Here is a 16,044-nt window from a genome sequence, read left to right on the forward strand (position 1 = left end):
ACAAAGCATACCGAAATCGACTTACTGAATAGCGGCGCGCACGGCCTCTGCACCTGGCTCGCCGTCTCGTGTTGTAACGCCGTCTAACCACTCGTCCAGCAGGCTATCATTAGCCTTCAAATAGTCACGCGCCGCATCACGGGGATCTTCGCCATCATCCATGATCGCGCTCATGAGCTGATTTTCCATTTCCAGCGTGAAGGTCATATTGCGCAGCAAGGTACCCACATTCGGGCACTCATCCACGAATCCCGCTCGGGTATTCGTGTGCACAGTCGCGCCGCCTAAATTTGGGCCAAAATAGTCATCAGCATCAGAAAGATAAGCCATATCGAAGTTGGAGTTCATGGGGTGCGGTTCCCAACCTAAAAACACCATCCACTGCTCATTAGGCACCCGAGCGCGCAGTTCTGCCAGCATGCCGGCTTCACTGGAATCGATCACCTGCCAATCGCCTAACCCATACGCATCGTCATCGATCATCTGCTCAATGAGCTCGTTGCCGTCGTTACCCGCTTCGATGCCATGCACACTACGCTCAAACTGCTCCGCATGTTCCGCTAAATCGTTAACCGAGGTTACCCCCGCATCGTAAACGTATTGGGGTACTGCCAGAGTGTACTTTGCCCCTTCCAGGTTGGTTGCCAAGCGCTCAACTTCACCGCGCTCGATATAGGGATCACTAATAGAGGCCATCGAAGGCATCCAGTTACCCAAGAAAACATCGAAATCATTGTTGCGCATACCGGCGTAGGCAATCGGAACGGAAACGGTGTCGACGCTTGGCTCATAGCCAAGCCCTTCGAGGACTTCACTAGCGAGCGCCGTGGTGGCGGTAATATCCGTCCAGCCCACTTCGGCAAAGCGTACACTGCTGCACTCATTTGCATATGCTGCCATGGGCAGACCCGCTGCCAGCAATAAAGCACCTGCATAGCGTGAAGAAGTTCTGCTCATCATCGTAGTCCCCTTTTATAAGCTTATTGCCAATACATATTGCCAATACGTATTTCCAAAACATAGATACGAACACTCCGTTGCTGCAGTGGTCGCAGTGCGTAACAATCATCGGCGCCTTTTTATTGATTGAACGTTCAATAAAAAAATGCCATCATTGTTAGGTAATCATGTCTACGCTCGGGTTTCAAGCAACGGCCCTGTTAGGCATTCAACGAATTAGGAGAACGTCGTGCCAAAGGTGGGAATGGAACCGATACGCCGCCAGCAGTTAATCAACGCGACTATGGCAGCCATTGATGAAGTCGGCTTAGCCGAAACTACCGTGATGCGAATTGCCCGCCATGCGGGCGTGTCAGCGGGCATTATCAGCCACTATTTTGGCGGTAAAGATGGCTTGCTGGAAGCGACGATGCGGCAAATCCTGACCGACCTGTCCGGAGCCGTTGCGGTGCGTCGCCATGCGCTGGAAGACGACTCTCCCCGCGCCCATATCGGTGCCATTATTGAGGGTAACTTTGACCGCACTCAGGTCACCGGCCCCGCCGCCAAGACATGGTTAGCATTCTGGGCCAGCAGCATGCATAAGCCTATGCTGCAGCGTCTGCAAAACGTCAATGATCGCCGTCTTTACAGCAATTTATGTTACCAGTTCCGACGTGTTATGCCCCGCGTAGAAGCCCGTAACGCAGCACGCGGCTTAGCCGCCATGATTGATGGGCTATGGCTGCGTGGCGCGCTAACGCCAGAAGGCCTTGACGCCGAAGAGGCCCGCTACCTTGCCCACACCTATCTCGACCAGCTTTTTGCTCATCATGGATGCACCAACAAAGCATCCAATATTTACCTTTAATTTTCTGATTCTTGGAGATCGACATGGCCGCTCAAGACGTACAGCCACTTTATATTGATGGTCGCCAGGTAAACGCCACTTCAGGCGATACTTTTACCGTTACCAACCCCTTCGATGGCAGCCTGCTGGCCACTATCGGCCAAGCCAGCCAAGCGGATGTTGACACCGCGGTCGCCGCAGCCCAGCGCGGCCAGCGCGAGTGGGCCGCGATGAGCGGCATGGAGCGCTCACGCATCCTGCTGCGCGCCGTCGCGCTGCTGAGGGAGCGCAATGACGAGCTAGCTGAGCTTGAAACCCGCAATACCGGCAAGCCGATCAGCGAAACGGCCAGTGTCGATATCGTTACCGGCGCAGATGCGTTGGAGTACTACGCGGGCCTGGCGCCGGCTATTGAAGGCAGCCAGATCCCCCTTCGCGACAGCTCTTTTGTGTACACTCGCCGCGAGCCCTTGGGTGTCATTGGTGCCATTGGCGCCTGGAACTACCCGATCCAAATCGCCTGCTGGAAAGCCGCCCCGGCGCTGGCGGCAGGCAACGCAGTGGTATTCAAGCCCAGCGAAGTGACCCCGCTGACCGTGATGAAACTAGCGGAAATCTTTACCGAGGCAGGCCTGCCCAACGGCGTCTTTAACGTGGTTCAGGGCGACGGCCGCGTAGGCGCCATGCTCACCGAGCACCCAGGCATCGCCAAAGTCTCGTTCACCGGCGAAGCAGGCACCGGCAAGAAAGTGATGGCCGCCGCTGCTAGTTCAACGCTGAAAGACGTCACCATGGAACTGGGCGGCAAATCGCCGATTCTGGTGTTTGCAGATGCCGATCTTGATCGCGCTGCAGACGCCGCCATGATGGCCAACTTCTACTCCAGCGGCCAAATCTGTACCAACGGCACGCGGGTATTTGTTGAACGTAGCGTTAAAGACGCCTTTGAAGCCAAGCTGGTAGAGCGCGTTAAGCGCATCAAAGCAGGCGATCCCATGGATCCCAGCGTCAACTTTGGCCCCCTGGTCAGCTTCGAGCATCAGGAGAAAGTGCTCTCCTATATTGCCCTGGGCAAAGAGCAAGGCGCTCGCCTGCTCGTGGGTGGCGACGACTGGAACACTGGTAGCTTTGCCAATGGCGCCTGGGCTGCACCCACCGTGTTTACCGACTGCACTGATGAGATGCGTATCGTGCGCGAAGAGATCTTTGGCCCGGTGATGTCGGTACTCGCCTTTGATGATGAGGCGGAAGTCATTCGCCGCGCCAATGACACCACCTACGGCCTGGCCGCCGGTGTCTTCAGCGAAAGCTTGAACCGCGCCCACCGCGTGATCCACCAGTTGGAAGCGGGTATTTGCTGGATTAACACCTGGGGTGAGTCACCCTCGGAGATGCCGGTAGGCGGCTATAAAGAGTCGGGCATTGGTCGCGAAAATGGTGTTGAGACGCTCAATCACTACACCCAGACCAAGTCGGTACAAATCGAGATGGGGCCATTTGAGTCAGTGTTTTAACTCTAAGCACTAAGCTCCGCCGGTAGGCATAACACGAAGACGCTGTGAACCCATCCATGGGTGCTCGGCTTTTTCATCTGACCGCCAAGGATGGCGGGAATGCTGGAATCGCATGGAGCACTTTCCGGCCCTGAAAAAGACGCTTCGCTTTTATGCCTACCGGCTCACTTCCTCGACTCGCCAGATTTCTTAAGGAGACACTATGTCTCAACCACGCGAATTTGATTACATCATTATCGGTGCAGGCTCGGCGGGCAATGTGCTCGCTACCCGCCTCACCGAAGACAGCAACGTCAGCGTATTGCTGTTAGAAGCGGGCGGGCCCGACTACCGCTTCGATTTCCGCACCCAAATGCCCGCTGCCTTGGCATTCCCACTACAGGGCAAGCGCTACAACTGGGCGTTTGAAACCGACCCCGAGCCACATATGGATGGTCGCCGCATGGAGTGTGGTCGTGGCAAAGGGTTGGGCGGCTCCTCACTGATTAACGGCATGTGCTATATCCGCGGTAATGCACTCGATTACGACAACTGGGCCAAACAGCCCGGCCTCGAAGATTGGGACTACCTAAGCTGCCTGCCCTACTTCAAAAAGTGCGAAGCCCGCGACATTGGACCCAACAGCTACCACGGTGGCGACGGCCCGGTCAGCGTGACCACGCCCAAAGCGGATAACAACCCGCTTTATCGCACCTTTATTGAAGCCGGCAAGCAGGCTGGCTACCCGGAAACCGAAGACGTTAACGGCTACCAGCAAGAAGGCTTCGGCCCTATGGATCGCTTCGTCACACCCAAAGGCCGCCGCGCATCAACGGCCCGAGGCTACCTGGATACCGCCAAACAGCGCCACAACCTCACCATCGAAACCCATGCCGTTACCGATATTATTGAATTCGAAGGTAAACGTGCCGTGGGGGTACGTTATGAGCAGAAAGGCGAAAAACAGCAGGCCTACGCCCGCCGTGAAGTACTCCTGTGCGGTGGCGCCATCGCTTCCCCGCAGATTCTGCAGCGCTCAGGCATCGGCAACCCTGAACTGCTGAAGGAACTGGGTATCGAGACGGTTCACGCCCTGCCCGGCGTAGGTGAAAACCTCCAGGATCACCTGGAGATGTACATCCAGTACGAGTGCAAAGAACCCATCTCGCTCTACCCCGCGCTAAAGTGGTACAACCAGCCCAAAATTGGTGCTGAATGGCTGTTCAATGGCACCGGCGTGGGCGCCAGCAACCAGTTTGAATCCTGTGGTTTTATCCGCAGCCGCGATGAAGAGGAGTGGCCCAATCTGCAATACCACTTCCTGCCCATTGCCATTAGCTATAACGGCAAGAGCGCGGTGCAGGCCCATGGCTTCCAGGCCCACGTTGGCTCCATGCGTTCAGAAAGCTGTGGTCGTATTCGACTTACCTCGAAAGATCCACACGCCGCGCCCAGCATCCTGTTCAACTACATGGCCAAAGAGAAAGATTGGGAAGAGTTCCGCGATGCTATTCGCCTGACTCGCGATATCATCGCTCAGCCAGCCTTTGATAAATACCGTGGTCGCGAGATAGCACCAGGGCCCGACGTGCAGTCGGATGCCGAGCTCGATGCCTTCGTCAAACAGCACGCCGAAACCGCCTACCACCCCTGCGGTAGCTGCCGTATGGGCGAGGGTGAAATGGCCGTCACCGACGGCCAGGGTCGTGTCCATGGTATTGAAGGCCTTCGCGTCGTAGATGCCTCACTGTTCCCGGTGATTCCCACCGGCAACCTGAATGCGCCCACCATTATGTTGGCCGAGAAAATCGCCGACCGTATCAAAGGCCATGAGCCGCTTCCCCGTGCCAGCGTTGACTATTACGTCGCCAACGGAGCACCGGCCAAACGCGCCTGAACATTTAGTCTGTTTTTTACTCCAAACGCCATGGCTTGTCGCCATGGCGTTTTTTTTGGCTACGTTAAAGGAACAAGCTACGCCAAACGTGCCTAAAAACTTGCGTGTGATAGCCCCCATCTGCCAATATTCAAACAAGTGTTCGACTCAATATCTCAACAACGATGTTACTCGCGTTTTATTAACAACAGTCGGCCTGCAACAGTGGCCAGCAAAAAGAGAGATAACCTATGCTCACCCTACTTCTGATCGTGCTCGCCATTGTCGGCTTGCTCGTGGTCATGCGTCGCGAAGCAGGCGCTCCCGCGGCGCTAGCTGTGTTTGGCGTATTAGGCCTTGTTGGCCTACTGTTTGACGCGGAAATCATTGGTGGTCTGCTGCTTCTTGGCGCTGCGGCAGTAGCCGTGGCAGGCCTGCCTGCACTGCGTCGCAAGTGGCTCACACCGCGCTTATTCGCCACCTTTAAAAAAGTCGCCCCCAAAGTTTCCGCCACCGAGCGCACAGCTCTGGAAGCGGGCAGCGTTTCCTGGGACGGAGAGCTATTTTCAGGCAAACCCCAGTGGGAAAAACTGCTCGCCTTTAAAGACGATGGCCTACGCGACGATGAGAAAGCCTTCCTAGCCAATCAGTGTGCGAAAGCCGCTGGCATGTGCAACGCCTGGGACATCGCCCAGGAGCGCGCCGACCTGCCCCAGCAGCTTTGGGACTACCTGAAAAAAGAGGGCTTCTTCGGCATGATTATTCCGAAGGAGTACGGTGGTCTTGGCTTCTCGGCCAAGGCTCAGTCCATGGTACTGCAGAAGCTCTCCGTCAATGAAACCCTGATGGTGACCGTGGGCGTACCCAACTCCCTCGGCCCTGGCGAGCTGCTGCTTAAATACGGTACCCAAGAGCAGAAAGATCATTACCTGCCGCGCTTATCCGATGGCCGCGAGATCCCCTGTTTTGGCCTCACCGGCCCCCGCGCAGGTTCTGACGCTACCTCGCTGCCAGACACTGGCGTTGTATGTAAGCAAACCATTAACGGCGAAGAAGTGATCGGCCTGCGCCTTAACTTCGAAAAACGCTGGATCACTCTGGCGCCCATCGCCACAGTCGTTGGTCTTGCCTTCCGTCTGTTTGACCCGGAAAAATTGCTGGGTGACGAAGAAGATCGCGGTATTACCCTGGCGTTGATTCCCCGCGATACCGACGGCATGGAAATCGGCCGCCGTCACCACCCTATCGGCAGCCCGTTTATGAACGGCCCGATTATCGGCAAAGATGTCTTTGTTCCGCTGGACACCATCATTGGCGGCCCAGACATGATCGGCCAAGGCTGGCGGATGCTGGTGGAGTGTCTGTCTATCGGCCGCTGCATCACGCTGCCGTCAGGCGCCACCGGCACCGCGCGTTACGCCCTGGGCTGGAGCGGCGGTTTCACCCGTGTTCGTCGTCAGTTCAACGTGCCGGTTGCCGAAATGGAAGGTGTGCAAGAGCCCCTCGCCCGCATGACGGCGCTGGCCTATATCTCCCAGGCCACCGTGTATCAAACCGCCAATATGATCGACCACGGCGAAAAACCCGCCGTGCCCTCAGCCATCCTGAAGAGCCAGTTGACCGAGTTCCAGCGCGTATTGCTTAGCGATGCGATGGACGTTCACGGCGGCAAGGCGGTCACTCTTGGCCCGCGCAACTACCTCGGTATCGGTTACAGCGCCAACCCGGTGGCGATCACCGTGGAAGGCGCCAACATCATGACCCGCAACCTGATGATCTTTGGTCAGGGAGCTATTCGCTGCCACCCCTACGTACTAGAAGAACTGGCTGCCAAAGACGCCAACGATATGCAGGCGTTCGATAAAGCCTTCTTCGGTCACGCGGGCTTGATCTTTGGTAACGCTGCGCGCGCCTTTACCCTCGGCTTTGGCATTGGTAAAGCCAGCGTACCCTTCGACGGCCCCGCCGCCGCCTATGCCCAGGATATTGCCCGCCTCTCCGCTGGCTTTGGCCTGTGTGCCGATGCTGCCATGGCAAGCCTGGGTTCAGCGCTGAAGAAACGTGAAATGATCTCTGCACGGCTGGGGGATGTGCTGTCTAACCTCTATCTCACCTCAATGGTACTCAAGCAGTGGCAGGCAGGCAGTAAAGTAGAAGGCGAAGAGGCGCTGTTGCACTACAGCTGCCGCTTCCTGCTCCAGCGTGCCGAGCAGGCGTTTGTGGAGATTTTCGATAATCTACCCAACCGTGCGCTAGGTAAAACGCTCAACGCCGTAGTAATGCCCACCGGTCGCCGCTGGAATAAACCCCACGATGACCTGGCCCGGGATATCGCTAAGCGTGTGTCTACACACAGTGCCCTGCGCACCAAGCTGCTGGAAAACACCTGGGATGCAGACGACGGTGAACAGCGCAACCCGCTGGCGCGCTACAACGCTTTGCTGGTCGATTATGACCGCGCCGAGGCGATCTACCGCACGGTGAACAAGGCGTATGCTAAAGGCAAACTCCCGCAAACGGCGCTGCATCCTGAGGCACGTGTAGAAGCCGGTCTGGAAAAAGGCCTGATCAATGAAGAGGATGCCGACTTTATGCGTACCTTCGAGGCCGAAGTACTGGAAATGCTCACCGTGGACGATTTTGCCTACGATGCCTTTGCCAAGAATAAGTCCACGCTGATCGAGCACAACGGAAAACCTGTGGTAGCGCCTAAGCAGGAGGAAGAAAACGTTAAGTAATACCTCTTTTTCAAAGCATTACCTGTAAAGATAGCCGACTCCTGCATGCCAGGAGTCGGCTTTTTTGTGTTCACTTTCTACACCTAAATGCGTAGACCAAGGAACCAAAAACGCGTTGCAAGTTCGCAAACGATCAACTAGCCTTTCGTAAACGAAAACGATCTACCTTATCCAACAACAATGACGCTAGCGAGATCGGCATGTCCTTACATTTGCAAAATATCGATCACATCGTTAACGGTGTGCCCCATATCAGTGGGATAGACTTAGCCCTAGAGCCAGGATCCTTTAATGTGCTGCTTGGGCGAACACTTGCTGGCAAAACCACTTTAATGCGCCTAATGGCGGGGCTTGAACCACCCACCCGCGGCAAAATTATTATGGATGGCAAAGACGTCACGAACGTCTCAGTGCGTAAACGCAATGTCTCCATGGTGTACCAGCAGTTTATCAACTACCCCAGCCTCACCGTTTACGACAACATTGCGTCGCCGCTTAAACTGGCCAAACACCCAAAAAGCGAAATTGATAAACGGGTTGGCGAAATTGCTGAAATGCTGCATATCGAGCACCTGCTTAACCGCTACCCGCAGGAACTCTCTGGTGGCCAACAGCAGCGTACCGCCATGGGGCGGGCCTTGATCAAAGATGCCGACTTAATTCTGTTTGATGAACCGCTGGTCAATCTGGATTATAAGCTCCGCGAAGAGCTACGCGATGAGTTGCGTGATCTGTTTAAAGCGCGTAACTGCATTGCGGTATATGCCACCACCGAGCCCAATGAAGCGTTAGCGCTGGGCGGCAATACGGCGGTACTGCACGAAGGCAGGCTTCTCCAATACGGCCCTACCGAGCAGGTCTATCGCGAGCCCAATGGCCGCTTTAGCGCAGAAATGTTCTCCGAACCCCCAATCAATATCGTTCCCGGTCAGCTGACCGACAGCGAGATCACCTTCGACCAAACGCTTCACTTTCCCTGCGATGACGAGCTAAAGCGTCTTGAACCGGGTGATTACGACTTTGGCGTGCGAGCTTCGCATCTCACTCTACAACCCCAGCAGGCCGATGACCTGGCCCTGGATGTCCATGTGGATGTAGCGGAAATTAGCGGCTCTGAAACCTTCCTGCATGTTCGCCACGAACGCTTTCCCTTAGTGCTGCACTTAGCGGGTATTCACCAGTTTAGTGTTAATGAACCTCTGAAAGTTTACTTCCCCACCCATCAACTTTACGCCTTCGACAAGCAGGGGCACACGGTACATATTCCTGCACGTCAGGGAGGAGCTGCCCATGGCTGAGATCACACTAAAAGGCTTGGCGCACTCCTACGAAAAAACACCCAAGGGTGCGGCAGATTACGCCATCCGACAGATGGATCATGTATGGCATCAGGGCGGCGCCTATGCCCTATTGGGCCCTTCAGGGTGCGGTAAATCGACCCTTCTGAACATTATTTCGGGCCTGCTTGAACCCTCGGAGGGTGACGTACTTTTCGACGGTCAGCGGGTCAATGAGTTGCCCCCAGAAGAGCGCAATATTGCCCAGGTGTTCCAGTTTCCGGTGATCTACGACACCATGACGGTGTTCGATAATCTTGCCTTTCCCCTGCGCAATATGAATACCCCCGAGTACCGGGTGAAACCCAAGGTACTCGAAGTCGCCGATATTCTTGAGCTGACCCCTTTGCTGGATCGTAAGGCCAAAAACCTGACCGCCGACGAGAAGCAGAAGGTCTCCATGGGCCGTGGGCTGGTACGTGACGACGTAACGGCGATTCTGTTTGATGAGCCGCTCACCGTTATCGACCCGCAGCTAAAGTGGAAGCTGCGTCGCAAGCTCAAAGAGATTCACGAGCGCTTCAATATCACCATGATCTACGTGACCCACGATCAGCTCGAGGCCTCTACTTTCGCGGATAAAATTGCCGTGATGTATGAGGGCCAGGTGGTGCAATTCGGCACCCCACGTGAGCTGTTCGAGCGCCCTGCGCATACCTTTGTGGGTTACTTTATTGGCAGCCCGGGCATGAATTTTATGGCCGTGGAATATCGCGACGATCAGGTAATGTTCGGCACACAGCCACTGCCGGTTAGCGAGCAGATGAAGCACGCTGTCGCCAGCGCTGCCAATGCCAGCGCTAACAATATTAGCCATAACAATATAAAACTAGGCATCCGCCCCGAGTTTATCGCCATTTCCTCAAGTGAAGTGGCCAATAGCGTGCCGATTCAGGTGACCAGCGTGCAAGACCTGGGCACCTACTCCCTGCTGACCTTCAAACTCAACGAGCAAACGTTTAAGGCACGCCTGCCCGAAGGCCATCCGCCGGTCAGTGAAGCGGCGTTTGCGCACTTCGATGCTGCTCACGTAGCGCTGTATATCGATGAATACCTAGTGGAGGCTGGTCATGAATAACAAGGTACCCAATAACAGAGCCTGGCTACTGGTGCTTCCCATGCTGGTGTTGGTGGCCTTTTCCGCCATCATTCCGCTCATGACCGTGGTCAACTACTCGGTGCAGGACGTGCTCGGGCCGAACGCACGCTTTTTTACCGGCACTGAGTGGTTTCAAAGCATGCTCAACGACGACGCGCTGCAGGCAGCGTTTCTGCGCCAAATTTCGTTCTCGCTGATTATTCTGGCTATTCAGATTCCGCTAGGGATTGGCATCGCGCTCATTATGCCCAAACGCGGTTGGCAAGCCTCGGCGGTGCTGATCCTGATTACCCTGCCGTTGCTGATTCCCTGGAACGTAGTGGGCAGTATCTGGCAAATCTTTACCCGTGGCGATATCGGCTTAATGGGCTGGGGCCTGCGCGAACTGGGCATTGAATACAACATTACCCGTAATGCCGGCGACGCCTGGGTAACCATCATTTTAATGGACGTGTGGCACTGGACGCCGCTGGTGGCCATGCTGTGCTATAGCGGTCTCCGCTCGATTCCCGAAGCCTACTATCAAGCAGCACGTATCGACCGTGCCTCAAAATGGGCGGTGTTCCGCTACATTCAGCTCCCCAAGCTAACCAACGTGCTGGTCATTGCCGTGCTGCTGCGCTTTATGCACTCTTTTATGATCTACGCCGAACCCTTTGTACTGACGGGCGGCGGGCCGGGCAGTGCCACCACTTTCTTAAGTCAATCACTAACCACTATGGCTGTCGGCCAACAGGATTTAGGCCCTTCTGCAGCTTTCTCGCTGATCTACTTCCTGGTCATTCTGCTGGTGAGCTGGGTGTTCTACACCACCATTATGAATATGCAGAAAGACAAACCGCCGCACGGAGGTGCCTAACATGAGCTATCAACTCGAAAACACCCAGCGCGGTGAAAAGTACAACACCATTTTTAGCAAAGTTTCACCGGCCAAGCGGCGTAACCGTACTGCCCGTGCACACTGGCGCTCACGTATCCTGCTTGGCCTTTATCTGACGCTGATGATTCTGCCCATTTACTGGCTGATCAATATGTCGCTCCAGACCAATAGCGAAATTCTGGGCTCCATGACGCTGTGGCCCCAGAACCTTACTTTTGATAACTACATCGGCATCTTCACCAACTCAAGCTGGTACATGGGCTACGTCAACTCGATGCTCTATGTAGCGATGAATATGCTGATTACCATCTGCGTCGCGCTACCCGCCGCCTACGCCTTTAGCCGCTACACCTTTATTGGCGACAAGCATCTATTTTTCTGGCTGCTGACCAACCTAATGGCGCCACCTGCGGTATTTCTGCTGCCCTACTTCCAGCTCTACTACTCGGTAGGCCTGTTCGATACCCACATCGCCGTCGCGCTGGCTCACTGCCTGTTCAATATCCCCCTTGCTATCTGGATTTTGGAGGGCTTTATGAGCAGCGTGCCTAAAGAGATCGATGAAACCGCCTATATCGACGGCTATAGCTTTCCGCGCTTTTTCGTCAAGATTTTTATCCCCATGATCCGCTCAGGCATTGGCGTCACGCTGTTCTTCCTGTTCATGTTCTCCTGGGTGGAGCTGTTGCTGGCCCGCACGTTGACAGCCACTGACGCCCAGCCCATTGGCATGATCATGACGCGCACATCGACTGCTTCTGGGATTGACTGGGGCACTTTGGCCGCCGCCGGTGTACTCACCATCATTCCAGGCATTCTGGTGGTCTACTTCGTTCGTAACCATATCGCCAAGGGCTTTGCCCTGGGCCGTACCTGAGGAGATCTCGCTATGACTTGGATGGTATGGACAGTGCCCACCGCCATATTCTTTTCATCCATTGCGGCCATGCTGGCAGGCATGACGGTATGGGAGATCATGTCGCCCACTGTTGAACGCAAAGGTTTTTTACCCATTGCCACCACTCGCGGGGATCGGCTGTTTATCGGCCTGCTCTCCGCAGCCTTTATCCATTTGGGCGTGATCGGCTTCACGTCACTTTCCATTTGGATAGCACTAGCGGTATCAGCCGTATGGCTGCTGGTTTTAATGCGCTGGGGATAGCCCTTGGGGAAATGCCATCAGCGTTTAATCGGTATCAAGGACGGCCAAGCCATCAAGGAAGAACACAACAAAACGAGGTCAACATGCAAAAGCACGACAATAAATCCAAACTGACTAAATTCAAACTGACAACCCTCGCCGCCAGCTTGTTGCTGGCGTCGGGAACGCTGTCAGCGCAAGAGCAGGATACCCGTGCCATCGCTGAACGCTTGGTCGACGAGCACTTCCAGAACTCAACCCTGAGCCGCGAAGAGCAGATCGAAGAGCTGATGTGGTTTGCCAACGCTGCCGAGCCTTTCCGCGGCATGGATATTCAAACCGTGGCTGAAGGCCTCACGACTCACGTTTATGAAAGTGAAGTGCTTGCAGAAGCCTTTAGTGAGCTGACCGGCATTAACCTGACCCACAACATCATCGGTGAAGGTGATGTGGTGGACACCATGCAGAATCAGATGCAGTCGGGTAACAGCATCTACGATGGCTTCGTCAATGACACCGACTCCATCGGCACGCATATTCGTTATGGCACCACCATCAACCTGTCTGAAGCGATGGAGAACGAGTGGGCCGACTATACGTTGCCCACCCTGGATTTAGACGACTTTATTGGACTGCAGTACGGCACCGGGCCAGATGGCAGCCTCTTTCAACTGCCCACCCAACAGTTCGCTAACCTCTACTGGTTCCGCTATGACTGGTTTACCGACCCTGAGCTGATGGCACAGTTCGAAGAGGTCTACGGCTATCCTCTTGGCGTTCCCACTAACTGGACGGCCTATCAAGATATCGCCGAGTTCTTTACCGAGCATGTCGGCGAAATAGATGGCACCAAGGTGTATGGTCATATGGATTACGGCCGCCGCGATCCATCACTGGGCTGGCGCTTCCACGACTCCTGGCTCTCCATGGCAGGTATGGGCAGCCCCGGCGTCCCTTCCGGCAACCCGGTGGATGACTGGGGTATCCGCGTCAACGAAGATAGCCAGCCAGTAGGCGCAAGCGTAAGCCGCGGCGGTGCTACTAACTCACCGGCCTCGGTATTTGCCATGCAAAAAGCCGTCGATTGGCTGCGTGACTATGCCCCTCCCGAAGCACAGGGCATGACCTTTGGTGAGGCTGGCCCAGTACCTGCGCAGGGACACATTGCCCAGCAGATTTTCTGGTACACCGCCTTTACTGCCGACATGACCGACCCTGCAGTCGCAGTGACCGATGACGAAGGCAACCCGCTATGGCGCATGGCTCCATCCCCCACCGGCCCGTACTGGGAAGAGGGTATGAAGGTCGGCTACCAAGATGTAGGCGCCTGGACGTTCTTCGATTCAACGCCGGAAGATCGTCGCACCGCGGCGTGGCTGTTCGGCCAGTTCACCGTGTCTAAAACGGTGTCTTTGGAAAAACTGATGCACGGTCTAACGCCGATTCGTGAATCTGACATCTTCTCTGAGCAGATGACCGAGATGGCCCCCAAATTAGGCGGCCTGGTGGAGTTCTACCGCAGCCCCAACGAGTCGAACTGGACGCCTACCGGCACCAATGTGCCTGACTACCCACGCATGGCCCCACTGTGGTGGCAAAACCTGGCGCCTGTCATGAGTGGTGAAGTCACGCCTCAGGAAGGCTTGGACAAACTGGCGGCGGATATGGACAGCACCATGCATCGCCTAGCCAGGGCCAACGTCTTCGACAGCTATGCGCCCGTGCTCAATGAAGAGCAGGATCCGCAATACTGGCTGGATCAGGAAGGCTCACCCAAAGCCAAGCTGGACAATGAAATGCCACAAGGCACCACCGTTCCTTATGACGAAATGATGGAAGCCTGGATGGAAGCCGGTACGCGCCAAGAGTAATCACGCGTAACGCTTGCAGGGTGGGCAACCGCCCTGCAAGGGTTTCATTGGCGGCAGGCCATAGCACAAGAGAAAACACCCAGGGCACCAGGGCTATTTATTTGTTAATTGGATCCGCTATGAAACTGCGAAATCGAAATATAGAAAAATTACCTACCGAGACCTTTGATGCCCTGATTATCGGGGGCGGTATCAATGGCGCCGCCACTGCGGCGGCGCTGGCTGGAAAAGGCGCTAAAGTCGCACTGATTGATCGCGGCGACTTCGCTGGCAGCACCAGCATGCACTCCTCCAACTTAGTGTGGGGAGGCATTAAGTACATGGAAAGCAAGGATTTTGCACTGGTTCGAAAATTGTGCAAAAGCCGCAATCACTTGATAAAGAGTTACCCCTCTACCGTGCAGGAGATTCGTTTCCTGACCACTATTTCGAAAGGTTTCCGCCACTCACCCCGCTACCTATGGGCGGGTACCTGGCTTTACTGGCTGATGGGCAACGGCTTCACTAAACTGCCACGCCTGCTCTCGCCTAACAAGATTAAGCGGCAAGAACCCATTATCGATATTGAGGACGCCGTTGGCGGCTTCGAGTACTCCGACGCCTACCTCCACGATAATGACGCACGCTTTGTGTTCAACTTTGTGCGCCACGCGCTTAACTATGGAGCAATTGCCGCCAACTACGTCGAGTCACTCGGCGCCGAACGGGTCGGCGACCTATGGGTGACCAAAGCGCGCAACGTGATGGATGGCAGCACCTTCGATATTCGTGCCAAGGTATTAATCAACGCCGCTGGCCCCTGGGTCGATCAGCATAACGAGCTGACCGGCCAAAAGACTACCCATCATCACCTCTACTCCAAGGGCATTCACCTCATCGTTCCACAGCTAACCGATTCACAGCGGGTGTTGGCATTTTTTGCCGACGATGGAAGGCTGTTCTTCGTCATTCCCATGGGCAATCGCACCTGTATCGGCACTACCGATACCCATATGGAGCATCCAGAGGTGGACGTTACTGCTGACGATATCGCCTTTGTGCTGGAAAATATCAATAAACGCCTAACGCTAGATCAACCGCTCACACAAGACGACATTATCTCGACACGCTGTGGCGTAAGGCCTTTAGCCATCAAAGATGATCAGGGCAGTGACCGAGACTTTTTACAGCTTTCTCGCAAGCATGTGGTCGATACCAACGTTGAGAGTGCGCATATCAGCATCTTTGGTGGCAAACTTACCGACTGTTTGAACGTGGGGGATGAGATTGCCGAAGAGATCAGCCGCCTGGGCGTTTCACTTTCAGACCCCAACTTTCGGTGGTACGGGGAACCTGCCAAGCCCGTGAAACAGCAGTTTATGGATCAAGCCAAGCGTATGAACCTGGATGCCATGACCGCCTCTACGTCATCGGAGCTGCTCTCCTCTCGGCTGTGGCGGCGCTATGCCGATCAAGCCATACCGATGCTTGAGAAAATTCGTCAGGATCCCGCTCAGGGCGAAATCCTCATTGAAGGCACTGAGTACATCCGTTGTGAAATTGAGCATGCCCGTGACCACGAGATGATCACCCAGCTTGAGGACTTCCTGCGCCGCCGCGCCAAAGTTTCTCTGGTGGTACCTCATGAGCAGTTACGCCATTCCACCGGTTTAAAGGAAGCGTGTCGGGTACTGTTTGGTGACGATGCTGAAAATCGATTTAGCCAGTACTTCGAACAAAATCGCGATACTGCACTTCCGCCGACATCGACAGCGGTTTAGCGTAAAAAAGCCCCCTCACCTAAGTGAGGGGGCTCAAACAATCAATAAGCGAGTCTTGCC

Annotated in this window: 12 protein-coding genes; 11 read left to right on the forward strand and 1 reads right to left on the reverse strand. The window is 55.2% G+C overall.

Annotated elements, in window-relative coordinates; all coding sequences use genetic code 11:
- Window positions 1–21: 21 nt before the first annotated feature.
- On the reverse strand, window positions 22–960 hold the full coding sequence (locus tag HZS52_RS18205; RefSeq protein WP_190373327.1) for a choline ABC transporter substrate-binding protein: 939 nt from the start codon (window positions 958–960) through the stop codon (window positions 22–24).
- Between the two features lie 229 nt (window positions 961–1,189).
- On the opposite strand from HZS52_RS18205, the gene betI reads away from it, so the two are divergent.
- The 11 genes from betI to HZS52_RS18260 all read left to right on the forward strand — a co-directional run bounded on the left by betI (window position 1,190) and on the right by HZS52_RS18260 (window position 15,984).
- The gene (gene betI / locus HZS52_RS18210) at window positions 1,190–1,810 is read left to right on the forward strand and encodes a transcriptional regulator BetI (protein WP_190373328.1); all 621 of its coding nucleotides are present in this window, start codon (window positions 1,190–1,192) and stop codon (window positions 1,808–1,810) included.
- Window positions 1,811–1,833: 23 nt separating this feature from the next.
- On the forward strand, window positions 1,834–3,303 hold the full coding sequence (gene betB / locus HZS52_RS18215) for a betaine-aldehyde dehydrogenase (protein WP_190373329.1): 1,470 nt from the start codon (window positions 1,834–1,836) through the stop codon (window positions 3,301–3,303).
- A 202-nt stretch (window positions 3,304–3,505) separates the two neighbouring features.
- A complete protein-coding gene (betA, locus tag HZS52_RS18220; RefSeq protein WP_190373330.1) occupies window positions 3,506–5,179 on the forward strand; it encodes a choline dehydrogenase in 1,674 nt (557 codons plus the stop codon).
- A gap of 230 nt (window positions 5,180–5,409) precedes the next feature.
- Window positions 5,410–7,896 (forward strand): acyl-CoA dehydrogenase, encoded by a 2,487-nt coding sequence (locus HZS52_RS18225; RefSeq protein WP_039858290.1) that lies wholly within the window; start codon window positions 5,410–5,412, stop codon window positions 7,894–7,896.
- A gap of 200 nt (window positions 7,897–8,096) precedes the next feature.
- Complete coding sequence (locus HZS52_RS18230) at window positions 8,097–9,194, forward strand: ABC transporter ATP-binding protein (protein ID WP_022523706.1); 1,098 nt, start codon at window positions 8,097–8,099, stop codon at window positions 9,192–9,194.
- Window positions 9,187–10,311, forward strand: a complete 1,125-nt coding sequence (locus HZS52_RS18235; protein WP_022523707.1) for an ABC transporter ATP-binding protein — start codon at window positions 9,187–9,189, stop codon at window positions 10,309–10,311. Before HZS52_RS18230 ends, HZS52_RS18235 begins: the two co-directional genes overlap by 8 nt.
- Window positions 10,304–11,191, forward strand: a complete 888-nt coding sequence (locus tag HZS52_RS18240; protein WP_022523708.1) for a carbohydrate ABC transporter permease — start codon at window positions 10,304–10,306, stop codon at window positions 11,189–11,191. The genes HZS52_RS18235 and HZS52_RS18240 overlap by 8 nt, the downstream gene beginning before the upstream one ends.
- 1 nt (window position 11,192) lies before the next feature.
- Window positions 11,193–12,089, forward strand: coding sequence for a carbohydrate ABC transporter permease (locus tag HZS52_RS18245; protein ID WP_190373331.1), 897 nt, complete (start codon window positions 11,193–11,195; stop codon window positions 12,087–12,089).
- Window positions 12,090–12,101: 12 nt separating this feature from the next.
- Window positions 12,102–12,374, forward strand: a complete 273-nt coding sequence (locus HZS52_RS18250) for a DUF2160 domain-containing protein (RefSeq protein WP_190373332.1) — start codon at window positions 12,102–12,104, stop codon at window positions 12,372–12,374.
- 83 nt (window positions 12,375–12,457) lie between these two features.
- Window positions 12,458–14,224 carry an ABC transporter substrate-binding protein gene (locus HZS52_RS18255; RefSeq protein WP_161463372.1) on the forward strand — a complete coding sequence of 589 codons (1,767 nt, stop codon included), beginning with the start codon at window positions 12,458–12,460 and terminating at the stop codon, window positions 14,222–14,224.
- A 119-nt stretch (window positions 14,225–14,343) separates the two neighbouring features.
- Complete coding sequence (locus HZS52_RS18260) at window positions 14,344–15,984, forward strand: glycerol-3-phosphate dehydrogenase/oxidase (protein ID WP_190373333.1); 1,641 nt, start codon at window positions 14,344–14,346, stop codon at window positions 15,982–15,984.
- Window positions 15,985–16,044: the final 60 nt, after the last annotated feature.

This window comes from Vreelandella titanicae, assembly GCF_014697095.1.
GTDB lineage: Bacteria > Pseudomonadota > Gammaproteobacteria > Pseudomonadales > Halomonadaceae > Vreelandella > Vreelandella titanicae.

Coding starts and splice junctions, on each gene's coding strand:
- HZS52_RS18205 (WP_190373327.1), bottom strand. CDS start 960: ATGATGAGCAGAACTTCTTCACGCTATGCAGGTGCTTTATTGCTGGCA.
- betB (WP_190373329.1), top strand. CDS start 1,834: ATGGCCGCTCAAGACGTACAGCCACTTTATATTGATGGTCGCCAGGTA.
- betA (WP_190373330.1), top strand. CDS start 3,506: ATGTCTCAACCACGCGAATTTGATTACATCATTATCGGTGCAGGCTCG.
- HZS52_RS18225 (WP_039858290.1), top strand. CDS start 5,410: ATGCTCACCCTACTTCTGATCGTGCTCGCCATTGTCGGCTTGCTCGTG.
- HZS52_RS18230 (WP_022523706.1), top strand. CDS start 8,097: ATGTCCTTACATTTGCAAAATATCGATCACATCGTTAACGGTGTGCCC.
- HZS52_RS18235 (WP_022523707.1), top strand. CDS start 9,187: ATGGCTGAGATCACACTAAAAGGCTTGGCGCACTCCTACGAAAAAACA.
- HZS52_RS18240 (WP_022523708.1), top strand. CDS start 10,304: ATGAATAACAAGGTACCCAATAACAGAGCCTGGCTACTGGTGCTTCCC.
- HZS52_RS18245 (WP_190373331.1), top strand. CDS start 11,193: ATGAGCTATCAACTCGAAAACACCCAGCGCGGTGAAAAGTACAACACC.
- HZS52_RS18250 (WP_190373332.1), top strand. CDS start 12,102: ATGACTTGGATGGTATGGACAGTGCCCACCGCCATATTCTTTTCATCC.
- HZS52_RS18255 (WP_161463372.1), top strand. CDS start 12,458: ATGCAAAAGCACGACAATAAATCCAAACTGACTAAATTCAAACTGACA.
- HZS52_RS18260 (WP_190373333.1), top strand. CDS start 14,344: ATGAAACTGCGAAATCGAAATATAGAAAAATTACCTACCGAGACCTTT.